Source organism: Ktedonospora formicarum (genome assembly GCF_016587355.1).
Lineage (GTDB): Bacteria > Chloroflexota > Ktedonobacteria > Ktedonobacterales > Ktedonobacteraceae > Ktedonobacter > Ktedonobacter formicarum.
Genome location: NZ_BNJF01000001.1, coordinates 711,264 through 726,691, shown reverse-complemented (window position 1 = coordinate 726,691; position 15,428 = coordinate 711,264). Strand labels below are relative to the sequence as shown.

The following is a 15,428-nucleotide window of genomic DNA, read 5'->3' as shown; positions in this document are numbered from 1 at the left end:
TTGGCTGTCAGCTACAAATACCCATTCCTGATTATCGCCTGGAGCACCATTTGGCGCCTTGAAGGCTGGCTTACGAAATGCATATGCGTATGATACAATGGTGATCACATTAACGGGTCATCTCTCAAGAGGAAAGGAAGAACAAAGACGTGGTTGCCAAACGTGCCCGTCTCTACGATATGCTTGCGTTCCTGGCTGCCATTGCTGTGGTGGCGCTAGATCAATGGACGAAGTCACTGGTCGTAGAGAATCTTAGCCCTCCTGGAAGCAAACCAGATATTTCACTGCTCGGTCCTTATTTTGTTGTTCAGTATATACAGAATAATGGTGCCGCTTTTAGCTTCTTCGCCAATAGCACGCTTCTTATCATCTTGATTATGGCCGCGATAGCGGTCGTGGCCTATCTGTATATCCGTATGCTCAATAGTGGACCACTCATCTATAAGCTTATTCTGGGCCTGATTGTGGGGGGCGCGGCAGGTAATCTGCTAGATCGGGCGCGTCATGGTGGTTATGTGGTTGATTTCCTGGCGTTTCGCATTCCCGAATTAAACTACCGTTTTGCCATCTTCAATGTCGCCGATGCTTTTATCTCGGTGAGTGTGGTCTTGCTCTTTTTGCTTGTAGTCTTTGGGGGATGGCGGCAAACGGAGGTTTCCACAAAGCAGGAAGAGATTGAGGATGAAGACCAAAAGACCGCATCTCAGCAGGGTAGCGAGGGACAAGCGACCGTTCAAGACTGAAACGCTCGCCTTGAGCGTATTATGATTGGTAAGGACAAGAAGGAAGCATGCCTGCAAGCAACGATACGACAACAGACAATTTTGTACGCTGGGAGATTGATGACGAGGGGATTGGGCAGCGTCTTGATCGCTTTTTGGTCACGAAGCTCGATGGCGTTTCGCGTTCAGGAATCCAGCAACTTATCACCGACGAACTGATTCTGGTGAATGAGAAGGTTAGTAAGCCAGGATATGCCTTACGCGCGAAAGATATTGTGACGGCTTTACGTATGACCCCAGCGCCTCAGCAAAAGCAGGTAACGCCTCAGAATATCCCACTGGATATTATCTTCGAAGACGCCGACTTGTTGATTATCAACAAGCCAGCGGGCATGGTTGTCCATCCCGCGCCTGGCAACTACGATGGGACACTGGTGAACGCGCTGGTCGCGCAATATCCTGAATTGCAACAGGACGAAAATGATACACGACCGGGCATTGTTCATCGCCTGGATAAAGATACTTCCGGGTTGTTGATGGTGGCGAAGAATGCTCAGGCGCGTGCCTCGCTCGTTGAGCAGATGAAACAGCAGACTATCGTCAAGCGCTATCAGGCTTTAGTGGAAGGTAACATCTCGCTTGACCAGGGGAGCATTGATGCTCCTATTGGACGTGATTCGCGGAACCGGCAGATGATGGCGATTACCGTGACGGAGGGCCGTGAAGCGCGAACACACTTCCGTGTGCTACAGCGCTTTAGACGTCATACGCTGGTTCTTGTGCAGCTTGAGACCGGACGCACACATCAGATTCGTGTCCACTTTAAAGCTATCGGGCATCCGGTCGTCTGCGATCAGACCTATGGTTCAGGTCACAAATTGCCTGACCTTCATTTGCAGCGCCAGTTCCTTCATGCCTATCAGTTAGATCTCGCGCACCCACGTACGGGCGAAGCACTTCATTTCGAGGCACCCTTACCACCTGACCTCCAAGAGGTGCTAGATAATGAGGCTGTTCTATAGCTCCCTGGAATTTTCCTCGAGCTCATGTTATACTAGGTTGCGTGGCAATGAGATACGCCACGCAACCGTTTTTCGTATAGCGCTCCTTTTGCTGCTCTTCTTTCATTAGTTACTTTTTGAGCTCACTGTTTTTCTCTCTATTTCATCTCTATCTGAGATTATGTACAACGTTGAAGTCGTTGTTCCTATGTGAGTAGAGGAGAAACAGATCATGCCGGTCTTATCCAGAGAAGACGAGCTCGATATAACGCCTCGTAGTATTGTGCGCCATCGCCCTATTAAAGAGCCCGCCACTGATGGGAAGCGCAAGAAATCTCCCCCGCAAAAACAATCTCCAACAACGATGCCCCAACGCGCCTCACGTGCTTTATCCATGCCTGTAACCGAAGCTATGGTAGCAGAAGGAAGCTCAGATGTAAAAGCTGCCCCGGTGGAGGTGCAGGAGACTGAGAAGAAGAATAAACCCTCAACGTCACTCAAGAGCAAGCCTTCATCGCCTAAGCGAGCGTTTCGTTTCTCACGACCAGAGCGTAAGGAACCTGCCTCACCACTACTCTTTTTAGGCCTGGGAATGCTAGTGATGCTTGTATTATGGATCGTCCTGAGCGCGGTTTTGGGTTGGTGGAACACCATGATGGATGACTGGCGCTATGGGCGTCCTCGTACTTTCCAGATCGATGCTCAGGTGGGGCATAATGAGCAGACAGGTCATCCCAGTCATTTTCTAGCTATCAATCTAGACAAGCAAATTCAGATCATCGAGTTGCAAGGTGGTGATCCGGCGCGAGCGCGGATCTATGTGGGCCCACAGCTTTATGGTGAGCATGACGATCTCGTACCCATAACATTGAGCTTTGTAGATCTAAATAGTGACAAGAAACCCGACATGATTATCCACTTTCAACAGACGCGTGTGGCTTTCGTGAATGATAGCTCAGGGTTTCGGCCGGTTCAGGCTTCCGAGCAAAGACAGATTGATATAATGTTGCGTAAACTCGATGTATAGGGGGCTAGCAAGCCTGTTATGGCGACATAAAAGCCCCTGCTGTTGTGAGATAGAATCAAGCCACAACGGCAGGGGCTTTGTAAACGTCAGGTATATGTAACGATGCGTTACCGGTTTTTCTTCATGGTTTTGGTATCGGCGGTAGCCACTTTGCGAGTATGCTCGGCACCAGTTGCCGCCTGGGAGAGGACAGCTCCGACCGAGAAACCGACGCGCTTGCGGGCGGGAATCGTGATCTGATCGCCACCGCGAATGGATTTTACTTTACGTGGGGCGACGTCGCGCAGGTTCCAGGTGCCAAAACCCATCAGGCGAACTTCGTGCCCCTGAGCTACGTCCTCGCGAACCACCTCGGTGAAGGCATCAATCACCTTGCTGGTCTCTTTCAGGTTCATACCAGCTTTCGCGGCGATCTGGTGGATCAACTCGTCTTTACCGATCACGACATGGTCTTTGGTAGTGCTTTTCATTGTGTGTCACTCCTTCTACTGTGTTCTTTGTGCAGGGCTTTGTTCAGCCTCTGCTCATTGCGACAACGCGCTCATATGCTTGGTGTGTCATCACCTCGTTACGAGCGATGAACTTCATTTCTGCTTTGCGCATTGGAATGGTGCTACCTTCCACTACCACTATACAAATACCCACCAAATACTAGAAGCGATACAAGATAAAGTAGATAACCCTTCAATAAATCGTCTGTCTGTGTGCCTGGGAGGCGAGATCTATCGAGGACCCAGGCACACGACTACACAGGAGTGACCGTATGGCTACCTTGAATCAACGTAGAGCTGTATAACTCTCCTCTGTTTCCCGCACAGCCAGCCCTTGTTTGGCGATCTTCTCTTTCAGTTTAAGCAGCCCCTCAATCAATGCTTCGGGGCGTGGTGGACAACCAGGAACGTAAACATCTACTGGGACAATCGAATCAGCTCCCTGAATAGTGTAGTAGCTATCATAGAACTCGCCTCCGGAGTTGGCGCACTGTCCCATACTGATTACCCATTTAGGCTCAGGCATCTGCTCCCAGAGGCGGCGTAGACGAGGTGCCATCTTGACCGAAAGTGTGCCCGCAATGATCATCAGATCCGCCTGGCGAGGGCTGGCGCGAAACACCTCCGAGCCGAAACGGGCTAGATCATATTGGGGCGCTGAGGCCGCTGCCATCATCTCAATCCCGCAGCACGCGAGGCCGTACAGAAAAGGCCATACGGAATGTGAGCGTGCCCAGTTCTGTGTCCATTGCAACATATCGGCGAGTGTGGTGAGCACAACAGGGGCTTCTTGCTGACCTGGAATGTACTGGGCTGGACTGCTAGCCATGTGTAGCGGAATAGCCTTTGAATGTTTATTCGTATTCATCATTTGTTTTCCTTCCACTCTTAAAATCACTTTTGTCAATATGATAGAATGCCGTATGCACGATTGAGTTGTGCATTGAAACCTTCACCACGAAAAGAAGTAAAAGAACATTGCAATCAGCTACCTTTAGTGAAACCCTACGCATGTTACGCAAACGCCAGAGCATGAGTCAGCAACATCTTGCGAGCGCCTTGGGGGTACACCGGAATACCATTGGAACCTGGGAACGTGGCGATTATTTGCCCGATAGCAAGGCGATGGTACTCGAAGTTGCTCGCTTGCTGCATCTCAATGAAGAGGATACGCGTGCGTTGTTGGACGCAAGTTTGACGACAGTGAGTACGAGTTGGTATGTACCTTTCCCACGCAATCCATATTTCACCGGGCGCGAGGATGTACTTCACTATCTCGCTGAAACCTTGCATGTTGCGAGCGGAGATTCGCAAGATCGATATGTCGCGGGCTTGCGAGGTATGGGAGGGATTGGGAAGACGCAGTCTGCTCTGGAATATGCCTATCGCCATCAGCATGCCTATAATGCGGTTCTCTGGCTGAATGCTGAGTCACGGGAGGCGCTGCTTGCCAGCTTTCAACACCTCGCACGTGCGTTGCGGCTGATTGAGCAATCCGAGCCGAGTGATTTCAATGCAGCCGTTGAGGTCGCGCACTGGCTTGGAATGCATAAGGGCTGGTTGTTGATCCTTGATAACGTGGAGGATGTAGGGCTACTCAAGAAGTATATACCCAACATTGGACGGGGCGCGGTTCTGGTTACAACTCGTCTTCAGACGTTGGGCGATTTCGCTCCATGCTATGAACTCCAGCCACTCGCCATCCATGAGTCATTGACTTTACTCTTCTCTAGAAGTGGTTTAAAGGGGCCTTCTCCTCAAGAAATGCATCTCGCGCAGGCTCTCATCAGGGAGACGGAGGGTCTGCCTCTGGCTATCGATCAGGCTGGAGCTTATATGGAGGAGACCCAGTGCGGTCTGGAAACTTTTTGGACACTCTTTCAGCAGTATCCGCTCTCGTTTTTGAAAGAGCGAAATCCTTCTTTGGATCATCCATCTTCGGTCGTCAAGACCTTTCAACTAGCCCTGGCGCGAGTTCAGGCGCAGGATAGTCACGCGTGTGATCTGCTCATGCGTTGTGCCTTTCTGGCTCCTGATAGCATTCCTGAGGAGCTATTAGGCCGTACGACAACGATTGATGCTGCTCTACGCTTCAATCAGGGGATCAGAACTCTCTTGAGCTACTCGCTATTACGTCGCGATCCAGCCAGTCGTACTTTGAGCATCCATCGTCTGGTGCAATTGGTGTTGCGACATAGCGTTGATGATGTAGAGCGACGTTCTATCCTGGTGGATTCATTGGCGCTGGTAGAGCAGCGTTTCCCAGTTGATATGGCGGAGGAAGCGTATATGACAAGAGGTGAGCGCCTCTTTCATCAGGCGCAGACTTGCCTTGACTGGGGAGAGCAGGAGGGCTTATCTGATAGTGTCATGGCGTCTCTGCACGCGAAACTCGCCTGGTACGCATTAGCACATTGGCAACGAGAGGAGGCCCTACAGCATTGGGAGCGGGCGATCACGCTTTGCGAGGCGATGTCAGGAGATGCTATTGAAACGCTGACTAGTAGCATGAGTGGTCTCGCGACTCTCTATATGACTGAGGGGCGTTATCTGAAGGCCGAAACGTATTTCAGATGCGTACTGGATGCGCTTGCTAGTCCCGCGTATAGTGAGCATGCGTATTGGGCGTTTGCTCTTAGTGGTATTGCAACTATCTATCGTGAGCAAGGACGCTATCAAGATGCTGAAGAAATGTTTCTGCAAGCGCTCGCTACACATGAGGTTCTGCGGGGACCAACGCACTTCTGGACGAGCGTGACTCTTTGTGAATTGGCTCTGCTCTATCTGCGACAACGGCGCTATGAGGAAACTGAGACGTTGCTCTTGCGCGCATGTGCGATCTGGGATCAACCAGCGTATCATGACCATCCTTATCGTGCGCAGGGCCTCAATGCGCTGGCTGCTTTGTATACACAGCAGGGCAAGCATATCGAAGAGGTTGGTGCTCTGCTCCAGGAGGCTCGCCATCTCCATCGCGGTTCCTGGCGTGATTCTCCATACCAGGACTATTGATGCTCCCCTCGGATGCTTCGTAACCTCTCTCTTCCTCGCGCGTACATACTACAGGTATTGGTTAATATGAGCCACTTCATAGCGTTATGCACACGAAGGCGATACAGTATCTTCGGTGTTGATTGGCTTTCATATAGTTACTAACTATCAGAAAATCTGAGCGCGTTTAAGTGACTTCGGTTTTCGTAGAAGACCTTAGTAGGAAGAAGAATCGTAATGGATAATCGTTTCTACCCACTTCCCAACCTTGATCTTGAGCGTATGGCGCGCGATATTGAAGACTACTTTGTACGACAGGGCTACCAGGTGCAGCACTTTGGTATGCAGGATCAAGTAGCGGTACAGATGCGAAAAGGCGGTGAACTGGAGGCATTGGTTGGCTTACAGGCCGCGCTTACAGTTACATTGCAGAAGGTCCAGGGAGGCGTTGCCGCGAACATTGGGCAACAGCAATGGATTGATAAGGCGGCTGTGGGCGCGATAGGCGTCTTCTTCCTCTGGCCGCTGATGGTGACCGCTGGTGCTGGCCTGATTCGTCAGGCAGGCCTGGAGACACAGATCTTTAACGCGGTGGATATAGCCGTTCAGCGCCAAGGGGGAAGACCCTATTCACCACCACACTATTCTACCCGCCCTTATGGGCAATCTCGGCCCTCTCGGCAGGCTGTGCCGATGCAGTGTCCCCATTGTCAGGCGCAGAATGATGAAGGTGATGCCTATTGCTCCTACTGTGGCAAGTCGCTCCGCCCAGAACCCAAGAAGGTATCACATTGTCAGCAGTGTGGTGCGACCCTCAAGCCTGATGCTGCCTTCTGTGCGAAGTGTGGTCAAGCCGTTTCCAGGGAAGAGGCCGCTAAGTAGTTTGGCCCTATCTCTCATGGAAACTGCATCATGCAGTGGAGAGGCGTTGATATTGGCTTGTGTCGATATCAACGCCTCTGTTCGCTCCAGATGTATGAGCTAGTGGAGAGCCTGACGGCGTTCCCAATTCTCCTTAAAGAGGTCAAAGAAGACATTTTCGCGTGGATGCTGCGCGATGACCTCTTCATTCAGGGTGACGCCTAGACCGGGCTTATCAGGCAGGGCGAAGTAGCCATCAATGACCTCAGGGTTGCCTGGGGTTGCTGTTTTAACCCATTCATCGGCGAAGTCATTGAAGTGTTCCTGAATTTTGAAATTGGGTGTGGAGGCAGCGAAGTGTAACGCCGCCGCCGTGGAGACGGGGCCTCCGACGTTGTGCGGAGCCATTAGAATATAATAGCTTTCAGCCCAGGCCGCTAGCTTTTTCGTCTCCAGGATACCACCAAAGTGCGCGATATCAGCCTGTAGATAGTCCGCTGCTTGAGACTCGATCACCTCGCGGAAATCATAGCGGGTATGAATGCGCTCGCCGGTCGCGATGGGGATGTTAATCTGCTCCGCAGCCTTCTTAAGTGCCGCCGCGTTCTCGGGTGGTACTGGTTCCTCTACCCATGAAGGCTCAAAGCGTTCCAGTTCGCGCGAGAGCGCGATGGCTGTGGCTGGATTGAAGCGACCGTGCATCTCGATGAGAATCTCCACCTCTGGTCCAACGGCGTCACGTACAGCCTCAACCAGCGAGAGTGAGCGTAGTTTCTCCTCACGCTCAAGCTCATAGAACCCCGCGCCAAAGGGATCAAACTTGAGGGCTCGATAGCCCTTTTCGACGACCTTTTTGGCTGCCGCGTGGAACTCCTCCGGTGTGCGCTCAACAGTATACCAGCCATTAGCATAGGCCTTGATCTTATCTCGAACCGCGCCCCCTAAGAGCTTGTACACGGGCAAGTTTAGAGCCTTGCCCTGGATATCCCAGCATGCCATTTCAATTGTTGCGATTGCTGACATTGCGATCTCGCCTGCGCGTGCGAAGTCGTGGCGGTACATGTGCTGGACAAGGTCTTCAATATTGAAAGGGTCCCGACCCAGGATATGGTTGGGTGCGGCCTCATTCAGATAGCCAAGCAGGGCATCTGTATGGTTGAGCATACGGGCCTCGCCGATGCCTTCAAGCCCCTCATCTGTGCGCACCCGTACCAGGGTCAGGTTACGCCAGGGAGTACCGATCACATAAGTTTTGATATCACTGATTTTCATTGCAAATAACCTCGCTTCTGTGCTGAATTGGTGACATCTGATGGTGGTGGCTCTATCCTAGTTGTGGGAGCGCCAACCCTTCTGCTCTAAGCTGTGATGTGGTGGCTTCGGGGTAGTAGCGTTGAAGGAGATCCATGCCAATGCGCGCGCGTCTGACACGTTCGCGTGAGAGTGCGACGGCGCTGGCTTCAATATGCAGACCGGAGGGGTAGATATTAGGCGCGTTGCGCAGGCCAAACTTGATATATACTGGAGCTGCGATACGTACAATCTCTGGGATCTCATAGAGGCGCACGAAGCCCCCTACATCGTCGGGTGCCTCTACATAAATGTCCAGGGGGATGTCGACTGCCTGCCGAATCGCGGCTATCTGGGCTAACGTCAGGTCGGTTGGCAGATTGAAGGTGTTTGCGCCCAGGCGCTCTAGCAGACGCACCGAGGCAGGATTGGCGGCGGCGATCATGACACTGATCTTGAATTGCATATCGGCTGGTAGCTCGCCCTGCTGGCGCATCTCATTGGCGACCCATAGCGCTCCCTCATCGGCCAGGAGCACGCTCCGTATGCCCAGGTCTGCCGCACGTTTGATATCTTCCAGGCAGTAGACGAGTTGCTCTTGCCCACGCAAGCGGGGGGCGATAGACTTCCCACCGCTAGAGAGGGCCATCGCGCTTGTGTCCCACCCTGCGTTGGGGCGCGCGAAGAGACTGACCTCAATCCCTGCTTCAGTTGCTATACGAGCCATATCGCGAATCTCGTCATCGGTTTGTAGCATGACGCCGCTGCCCTGTGAGATTCGGTGGATAGTGACGTTATACCGTTGTGCCTCCTCCAAAAGCGCCGCTAGAGCGGTTGGCCCTTCAGTGCTAGGGATCTCAACACGATATTGCGCGCCATCGGGAAAGCGCTTGGTGCTGGTTGGCAAGTCGTGTGCATCGCCGGGAGGAAGTCCCAGGCTAGTCAGAAAGCGTCGTGTTGCTTCCACTTAGATGCTCCCTTCATGTTGAATAACGACCTTTAATGTATCCACCTGGCGCGCTGCCAGGAGCTTTAGCGCATCCTCGTATTGCTCAAGTGGGAAACGGTGTGTAATCAAAGGCGTGAGGCTTAGCTGGTTGGTTCGTAGGAGTGAGACCGCGTGAGCCCAGGCGCGTGTACTGGCCCCGAAGAGACCGTGGACCGAGAGTTGCTTGAGAGCAAAGATGTCGGTCGCGAGTTCGAGTTTCTCTCTGTCTCCCGCGATCCCTTCCAGCAGGACCGTGCCTCCGCGCTTCGCCATGGCGAAGGCATCAGCGACCGCCTGTGCGCGCCCGGCACCCTCAAAGACAAGGTTCGCGCCCCGCCCATGGGTCAGATCGTTGACCAATTCCAGGCTAGATGACTGACGCTGGCTGATGGTATGAGTCGCGCCTTGCCCTCAGCCGCGAGGTCGGCGCGACTCATGTCTGCCGCTCACAATGATCGCGGAGGGGCTATAAAGGCGCGCTATCTCGACTGCGAGCAAACTGATAGCACCATCTCCGAGTATGACTACGACGTCGCCCGGCCTGGGGGCTTTCTGTAAAAATGCTTGTGCGACGACTGCTGTTGGCTCAAGAAGCGCGGCTTCATCTAATGGAGTCGCGTCTGGGAGGATGTGAATCTGACGCGCGGGAACGACGACATATTGCGCCAGACCCGCTGGCTGGGTAAAGCCTATCTCGTCATAGCCTCGCTCGCAGAGGCTTGTCGCGCCGTCGCGGCAGTTGGCACAGGTACCGCAGGCCAGAAATCCCTCCGCGACAACTTTGTTTCCAACCTGGATTCCCTGGACTCCTTCGCCCAGCACCGCTACTTCCCCTGACCACTCATGACCGGGAATAACCGGGTAGCGACAGTATTCCTGTGGTCTTCTTCCCTGATAGATTTCAACATCACTTCCGCAAATACCCACCGTTGAGGAGCGAATCAGCACCTCACCGGGTCCTGGTTGTGGCTGTTCCAGTTCGCGGATCAACACTCGACCTGGAGCGCTGATCTGAATAGCTTTCATAGCTCTGCCCCCTGGCTGGTAATACACAAATAGATACTATGATCTCTCTACCTATGACAAATTGATTGACAGGTGAGAAAGAACCGGGTATAGTTCTTTTGTATTATTGTATGACAAATGAGGCAGAGATGGCAAAAGGATTTTCCTCGCTTCAACGCGAGAGCTTATATAAGCAAGTTGAACGCCAGATTGGCCTGAGCATCATTCGAGGCGAGTACGAGCCGGGCGAGGCGCTTGCGAGCGAGCCGGAACTGAGCGCGCAATTCAGCGTCAGTCGCGCGGTTCTGCGGGAGGCGCTCAGGACTTTGAGTGCGAAGGGGTTGGTTGAGGCGCGTCCTAAGACTGGGACGCGTGTGCGTTCCCGCGCGGAATGGAATCTCCTCGATCCAGAGGTGTTAGCCTGGCAATATGAGGCTGGACCAGAGCAAGAGTTTCTTCAGGCGTTGTGTGAGGTGCGGCTAATGCTGGAACCGATGGCGGCTCATTTGGCGGCGGTGCGTGCGACTGAAGAGGAGGCCGAGGCTATAATACGCTGCTGTCGGGACATGGAGCAAACACTAGAAGCCCCTGAAGATTACACCGCTGTTGACCTGCGCTTCCATATGCTCATCTGCCTTGCCACCCATAACGAGCTCTTATTGAATGTTATGCGCACCTTGACCCGCGCCATGCATGCAAGCCGGGAAGTGACGGCGCGTATACCCGGCGCGACGCGCGCTGCTATGCCTGTCCATCAGCGGGTGGCGGCTGCTATTCAACAACACGACGAGCGGGAAGCAGAGGAGGCGATGCGTGCGCTGATTAGCCTGACCTTGCAGGACATTTACCGTGCTTTTGATGACCAATCCCCAGCCAGGGCGTGAGTCCGCCCTATTGGGGGAAGAATAGGAGCTTCAGGAAAACTGGTTCGCTTGCCGCGCGGCAAGCGAACCAGTTTTCCTGAATACAAAGGCTAATGGTGTATCTAATTGCCCCAGACGTCAACGAGATAGCGATTGCTATCGCTGAGCTTCTGAAGCCATTCCGCTGCTTCTTGTGGGCCTTTCCCCGTTTGCTCCTGGTAGATCCTGGCGAAGGTGGCCTGAACATCGGGAGCCATCTGGCTCGCATCACCGCAGACGTAGATAACTGCGCCAGACTCGATCAATTCCCAGACCCTTCCTCTCTGTTCCCAGAGGCGATGCTGGACGTAGACTTTCTCGGCCTGTACGCGTGAGAATGCGGTATGGAGTTCGGTAATATCTGCACGCTCAAAGGCCTTCAATTCATCTTCATAGATGAAGTCCTGCTGTGGGTGACGGCAGCCGAAGAATAGCAGGCTGGGGCCAATCTCCTGCCCTGCGTTCTTCTGGGCCTCACGCTCCTGTAAGAAGCCACGGAACGGTGCCAGACCAGTGCCGGGTCCAATCATGATCAAAGGCGTGCGTGCATCCTCTGGAAGGCGGAAGGTCGATTTCGTATCGCGCACGAAGGCATAGGCGATGTTGCCATCTTGCATACTGCGCAGATGATTGGAGCAGACTCCCTGGTACGTGCCATGTCCCGACCAGGCGGGCTCATCGATGACGCCAACGGTGATACTGCAATGCTTCGGGTCCTTGAGTGGCGAAGACGAGATTGAGTAGTAGCGTGGACGAATAGGTGTCAGCATCTCCAGGTAGGCGTGGAATGGTAGCTCACAGGCTGGATTCTCTTCCAGCAGATCAATGAGGGTTTTGCGTTTCGCCAGCACGCCTTCGCGGTACCGTAGAGCACTGGTCTCGTCGTCACCGCATAGGGTCAGGAGACGCATCTTCTCTGGTGGGCATTCGGTGTGTTCAGCCAGGACCTTGATTTGGGTCCGGGTAGCAACCTCTTGCAGTTCGACATAGTCTGCCAGGAGGTCGTAGACGCGCACCGGCTCATGAATTGGCAGATGTGTGCGGCGCTCATCACCCTGATGGAGACGGATTCTGGTTTCCACCGTAAAGTGGAAGCGCGCGGCGACACGCTTGACCATTTCTGGTGTGTTCCGCGCGATAATGCCCAGGTGATCTCCCGCGCGGTAGTTGCTACCTGTTGGTATCGCCAGTTCGACGTGGCGTGTTGAGCGGCTCGCCTCCTGGGTATTGAGCTCACGATTGGCGACGACGCGCAGTGGATAGGCCCCAAAGGAGGCTACAAAAGGATTGGGGGTATGTGTCTCGGTGACGATCTCAACTGTATAGCGTGGCCCAGTCGCGGCGATACTGGTCTCAAGATCGAGCTGAAGTGCCTGTCCCAACTCGTTCCAGAGCCCTTGATACCAGGACTGGAACTGTCCATCGAAGTCGTCAGCGGCATCCCCTTCACCACGCTGATAGATGCGTTGAGCACCATGACGTTCCAGGTTACTATCCACAAGTCTTGGGATTGCCTGGAACGTCGAGAACCAATCGCGGTTGCCACAGCCGAAGACGGTATATTTCACCCCTTTAAGCGCATCGGCAGGCATTTCTCTCTTGAGCCAGCCACAGAACTCGGCGGCGTTATCGGGTGGCGTCCCATTGTAGGAAGAAGTGACTACGACGACCGCTCCCTCAGTTGGAAGCTTGCCTGCGTAGTCATCCAGGGAAGCGACCTGCGCGGCAAAGCCACGCATTTTCCCATCTTCCATGATTGTGTGTGCTAACTCCTCAGAAGTGCCCATATTGGAGCCGTGCAGGACGAGGAGAGGCGTATTATGCTGGTTTGTGGCTACCACACGTGGAGCCTCATCAACCCTGGGTGTGGCGACCTCAATGGGTTTGACAAAGTCCTGAAGATCACGGTCGGCATCTGTTCGTGGGCATACACGCATCGTCAGCCCCTCAGGCTTGAGCGTGAGCGTCTGCTTAACCTTCAGTTCATAATTTGTGTGGTCAATCAGGTGGAAACGCTGCAAGATCTGACCCAGAACCAATGTTGCCTCTTGCATTGCGAACTGACGCCCAATACAGGCGCGCTGTCCATTGCCAAAGGGCTTGAAGGCATTTGCCGGGCGCGTGGCTTCGGCTTCGTGACTAAAATGATCGGGATTGAACTCTTCGGCATCCTCGCCCCAGACACTCTTATCGCGGTGCAGCATAGGAATGAGAATCGCCCATTCGCTATCCTTATCGACTCGGTACTTGTCTGCTATGACTGTCTCCTCGTAGGGATAGACTGAGAAGAGGGGAGCGGTAGGCCATAAACGCAGGCTCTCATTGAGGACCTGAGACACATAACGTAGCTTATTGATCTGCTGGAAGGTGGGTTTGATCGAAGTATCTGGACCCAGAACGCGATCAACCTCCGCATAAGCCTTTGCTAGCACATCGGGATGTTTGAGCAGGAAGTAGAGCGCGAACGAGAGGAGTCCACTGGTCGTCTCATGGCCTGCGATCAGGAAAGTGATGATCTGATAGCGGATGTTTACATCATCGAGTCCCTGCCCAGACTGCTTGTCGATTCCTGAGAGCATGTAGCTCAGGAGATCTTTCTTGTCTGCCGTATTACTGTTGGCTTTGCGTTCTCGGATGAGGTCGTCAACGAGGTTGTTCATGTAGTCAACATCGCTCTGAAACTGGCGATGCTTATTGACCATCAGCTTCTCCTGAATTGGGAGGCGGCGACCGCGAGCCATTGATTCACCCAGAGAATTGACCATGCTCTGTACAAAGGGGTGCGCGTCCTCGCGATAGAAAGAGTTGAAGCGATAGTCAAAGCCACAGAGCCCGATAGTATCTAGGGTCAGGCGCGTCATATCTCCGGGAACATCGATTTCCTCATTTGGGTTCAGGCGCTCCCACTTCTCCAGCAATTGTTCGGCAATATCCTGCATCATGGGCATATAGCCCTGCATAGCACGCATACTAAAATTTGGCATCAGGATATTATGCGCCTTGTGCCAGTTTGCTTCCTGGGTGTGGGCCGTAAAGAGCCCATCGCCCGAGAAGGAGCGCACATTGAGCAGTGGTCGCCAGACGCGCTTATCAAAGCGCGACTCGTCACTAAGCTCATCGACAAGCTCGAAGCCCGAGACGATAACTGTGCGTCGTCCTGGAATCTCAAGCTGAAAGATTGGCCCTAGTTCGCGGGCTAATTCCATCATACCTAGCACAGGAACGGCGGGATCAATATCATAAAGATTGCCAACAAGCGGTTTTTTATGTGGCTGCGGAATGGGTGTAAGTGTATGATCTTCTATATACATGGCGCGAGTGAATTCCTCTCAGCAGTAGAGGGTTACGCAAGCAAACCATCCGTAATGGAGCTTAAGCCTCAGTGGGCTGATTCTCTCCTGTGAGCACAGATTCTGGAAGCCCGTGACGCAATAGAAACAGCATTTGCGCCACGATGGTATCGGGGTCCATATCCTCATGCTCAAGCCATTGTGTAATGCCTTGCGTAATCATTCCTGTTAAAAAGCTAATCTGCATCGAAAGGTCATAGCCTACCAGAGGTGTCTTCTGATTGGCGTTGGTTAGCACTGTGGTGAGTATTTCTGTCAGTGCGGTCTGTACGCGGTCCATGCGTGTATTGTGTCGATCTGGATGGATCGTTATGCGAAAGAGATCGCGTTGTGCGTTGGCGTAGCGAAAGATCGCTTGCAGAATAACCAGTAGGGATTGACCCTCTTCCGTGACGGCTTGCTGAACGTGCGAGCGCGTCTCGTTAAAGCACTCTTGTAGGAGGATCGTAAAAGCCTCTTCCTTGTCGTGAAAGTGCAGATAGAAGGTTCCTACAGCGACATCCGCGCGTTCGGCAATTTCAGCAATGCTCGCGGCGCGGTAACCACGCGCCGCGAAGACCTGCCGTGCCGCCGCGAGAATCTCGGCTCTGGTACGAGCACGCCGTCGCGAGCTACGTTTCTCATCCTGTGTTTGTGTTTTTGCTGAATCGCTATTCATAAAATGAATTATAATTCAGTTGTAGGCCACTGTCAAGGGCATGCAAATGTATCTCATGGCTTCCCAAAATTCCTTTATGTGGGCCTTAAATTAGCTTTCCCTCTTGACGGATGAAGTTAGGCTGTGCTAATATCCGACTGTG

At 53.1% G+C, this 15,428-nt stretch carries 13 protein-coding genes and 1 pseudogene; 6 read left to right on the top strand and 8 right to left on the bottom strand.

Going from position 1 to position 15,428, the window contains the following annotated elements:
* Positions 1 to 149 precede the first annotated feature (149 nt).
* From lspA to K3T82_RS03235, 3 genes are all read left to right on the top strand, one after another.
* Positions 150 to 743: a signal peptidase II gene (gene lspA, locus K3T82_RS03245; RefSeq protein WP_220192059.1), complete on the top strand. Its 594-nt coding sequence runs from the start codon at positions 150 to 152 to the stop codon at positions 741 to 743.
* Between the two features lie 47 nt (positions 744 to 790).
* Positions 791 to 1,744, top strand: a complete 954-nt coding sequence (locus tag K3T82_RS03240) for an RluA family pseudouridine synthase (protein WP_220192058.1) — start codon at positions 791 to 793, stop codon at positions 1,742 to 1,744.
* A 211-nt stretch (positions 1,745 to 1,955) separates the two neighbouring features.
* Positions 1,956 to 2,750 carry a hypothetical protein gene (locus tag K3T82_RS03235; RefSeq protein ID WP_220192057.1) on the top strand — a complete coding sequence of 265 codons (795 nt, stop codon included), beginning with the start codon at positions 1,956 to 1,958 and terminating at the stop codon, positions 2,748 to 2,750.
* 107 nt (positions 2,751 to 2,857) lie between these two features.
* Here the strand turns inward: K3T82_RS03235 and K3T82_RS03230 are convergent, their stop codons facing one another.
* The gene (locus K3T82_RS03230) at positions 2,858 to 3,220 is read right to left on the bottom strand and encodes an HU family DNA-binding protein (RefSeq protein WP_220192056.1); all 363 of its coding nucleotides are present in this window, start codon (positions 3,218 to 3,220) and stop codon (positions 2,858 to 2,860) included.
* Positions 3,221 to 3,527: 307 nt separating this feature from the next.
* Positions 3,528 to 4,070 (bottom strand): NADH-quinone oxidoreductase subunit B, encoded by a 543-nt coding sequence (locus K3T82_RS03225; protein WP_220195047.1) that lies wholly within the window; start codon positions 4,068 to 4,070, stop codon positions 3,528 to 3,530.
* Positions 4,071 to 4,219: 149 nt separating this feature from the next.
* Here K3T82_RS03225 and K3T82_RS03220 point away from each other — a divergent pair, with 149 nt between their 5' ends.
* Both K3T82_RS03220 and K3T82_RS03215 read left to right on the top strand, forming a co-directional pair.
* On the top strand, positions 4,220 to 6,253 hold the full coding sequence (locus K3T82_RS03220; RefSeq protein ID WP_220192055.1) for a tetratricopeptide repeat protein: 2,034 nt from the start codon (positions 4,220 to 4,222) through the stop codon (positions 6,251 to 6,253).
* 216 nt (positions 6,254 to 6,469) lie between these two features.
* Positions 6,470 to 7,114, top strand: coding sequence for a zinc ribbon domain-containing protein (locus tag K3T82_RS03215; RefSeq protein ID WP_220192054.1), 645 nt, complete (start codon positions 6,470 to 6,472; stop codon positions 7,112 to 7,114).
* 99 nt (positions 7,115 to 7,213) lie between these two features.
* Here the strand turns inward: K3T82_RS03215 and dgoD are convergent, their stop codons facing one another.
* The 4 genes and pseudogenes from dgoD to K3T82_RS03195 all read right to left on the bottom strand — a co-directional run bounded on the left by dgoD (position 7,214) and on the right by K3T82_RS03195 (position 10,397).
* The gene (gene dgoD / locus K3T82_RS03210; RefSeq protein WP_220192053.1) at positions 7,214 to 8,365 is read right to left on the bottom strand and encodes a galactonate dehydratase; all 1,152 of its coding nucleotides are present in this window, start codon (positions 8,363 to 8,365) and stop codon (positions 7,214 to 7,216) included.
* Between the two features lie 52 nt (positions 8,366 to 8,417).
* Positions 8,418 to 9,350 (bottom strand): U32 family peptidase, encoded by a 933-nt coding sequence (locus tag K3T82_RS03205; RefSeq protein ID WP_220192052.1) that lies wholly within the window; start codon positions 9,348 to 9,350, stop codon positions 8,418 to 8,420.
* A pseudogene (locus K3T82_RS03200) lies at positions 9,351 to 9,767 on the bottom strand (zinc-binding dehydrogenase); the annotation flags it as partial.
* A gap of 15 nt (positions 9,768 to 9,782) precedes the next feature.
* On the bottom strand, positions 9,783 to 10,397 hold the full coding sequence (locus K3T82_RS03195; RefSeq protein WP_220192051.1) for a zinc-dependent alcohol dehydrogenase: 615 nt from the start codon (positions 10,395 to 10,397) through the stop codon (positions 9,783 to 9,785).
* Positions 10,398 to 10,525: 128 nt separating this feature from the next.
* On the opposite strand from K3T82_RS03195, the gene K3T82_RS03190 reads away from it, so the two are divergent.
* On the top strand, positions 10,526 to 11,260 hold the full coding sequence (locus K3T82_RS03190; RefSeq protein WP_220192050.1) for a FadR/GntR family transcriptional regulator: 735 nt from the start codon (positions 10,526 to 10,528) through the stop codon (positions 11,258 to 11,260).
* Positions 11,261 to 11,361: 101 nt separating this feature from the next.
* Here the strand turns inward: K3T82_RS03190 and K3T82_RS03185 are convergent, their stop codons facing one another.
* Together K3T82_RS03185 and K3T82_RS03180 are read right to left on the bottom strand one after the other, a co-directional pair.
* Complete coding sequence (locus tag K3T82_RS03185) at positions 11,362 to 14,589, bottom strand: bifunctional cytochrome P450/NADPH--P450 reductase (RefSeq protein ID WP_220192049.1); 3,228 nt, start codon at positions 14,587 to 14,589, stop codon at positions 11,362 to 11,364.
* 61 nt (positions 14,590 to 14,650) lie between these two features.
* Positions 14,651 to 15,286 (bottom strand): TetR/AcrR family transcriptional regulator, encoded by a 636-nt coding sequence (locus tag K3T82_RS03180; protein WP_220192048.1) that lies wholly within the window; start codon positions 15,284 to 15,286, stop codon positions 14,651 to 14,653.
* Positions 15,287 to 15,428 lie beyond the last annotated feature (142 nt).

Bases quoted from the DNA above. Each gene is read 5' to 3' on its own strand.
- K3T82_RS03240 (WP_220192058.1), top strand. From the start codon at position 791: ATGCCTGCAAGCAACGATACGACAACAGACAATTTTGTACGCTGGGAG.
- K3T82_RS03235 (WP_220192057.1), top strand. From the start codon at position 1,956: ATGCCGGTCTTATCCAGAGAAGACGAGCTCGATATAACGCCTCGTAGT.
- K3T82_RS03230 (WP_220192056.1), bottom strand. From the start codon at position 3,220: ATGAAAAGCACTACCAAAGACCATGTCGTGATCGGTAAAGACGAGTTG.
- K3T82_RS03225 (WP_220195047.1), bottom strand. From the start codon at position 4,070: ATGGCTAGCAGTCCAGCCCAGTACATTCCAGGTCAGCAAGAAGCCCCT.
- K3T82_RS03215 (WP_220192054.1), top strand. From the start codon at position 6,470: ATGGATAATCGTTTCTACCCACTTCCCAACCTTGATCTTGAGCGTATG.
- dgoD (WP_220192053.1), bottom strand. From the start codon at position 8,365: ATGAAAATCAGTGATATCAAAACTTATGTGATCGGTACTCCCTGGCGT.
- K3T82_RS03195 (WP_220192051.1), bottom strand. From the start codon at position 10,397: ATGAAAGCTATTCAGATCAGCGCTCCAGGTCGAGTGTTGATCCGCGAA.
- K3T82_RS03190 (WP_220192050.1), top strand. From the start codon at position 10,526: ATGGCAAAAGGATTTTCCTCGCTTCAACGCGAGAGCTTATATAAGCAA.
- K3T82_RS03185 (WP_220192049.1), bottom strand. From the start codon at position 14,589: ATGTATATAGAAGATCATACACTTACACCCATTCCGCAGCCACATAAA.
- K3T82_RS03180 (WP_220192048.1), bottom strand. From the start codon at position 15,286: ATGAATAGCGATTCAGCAAAAACACAAACACAGGATGAGAAACGTAGC.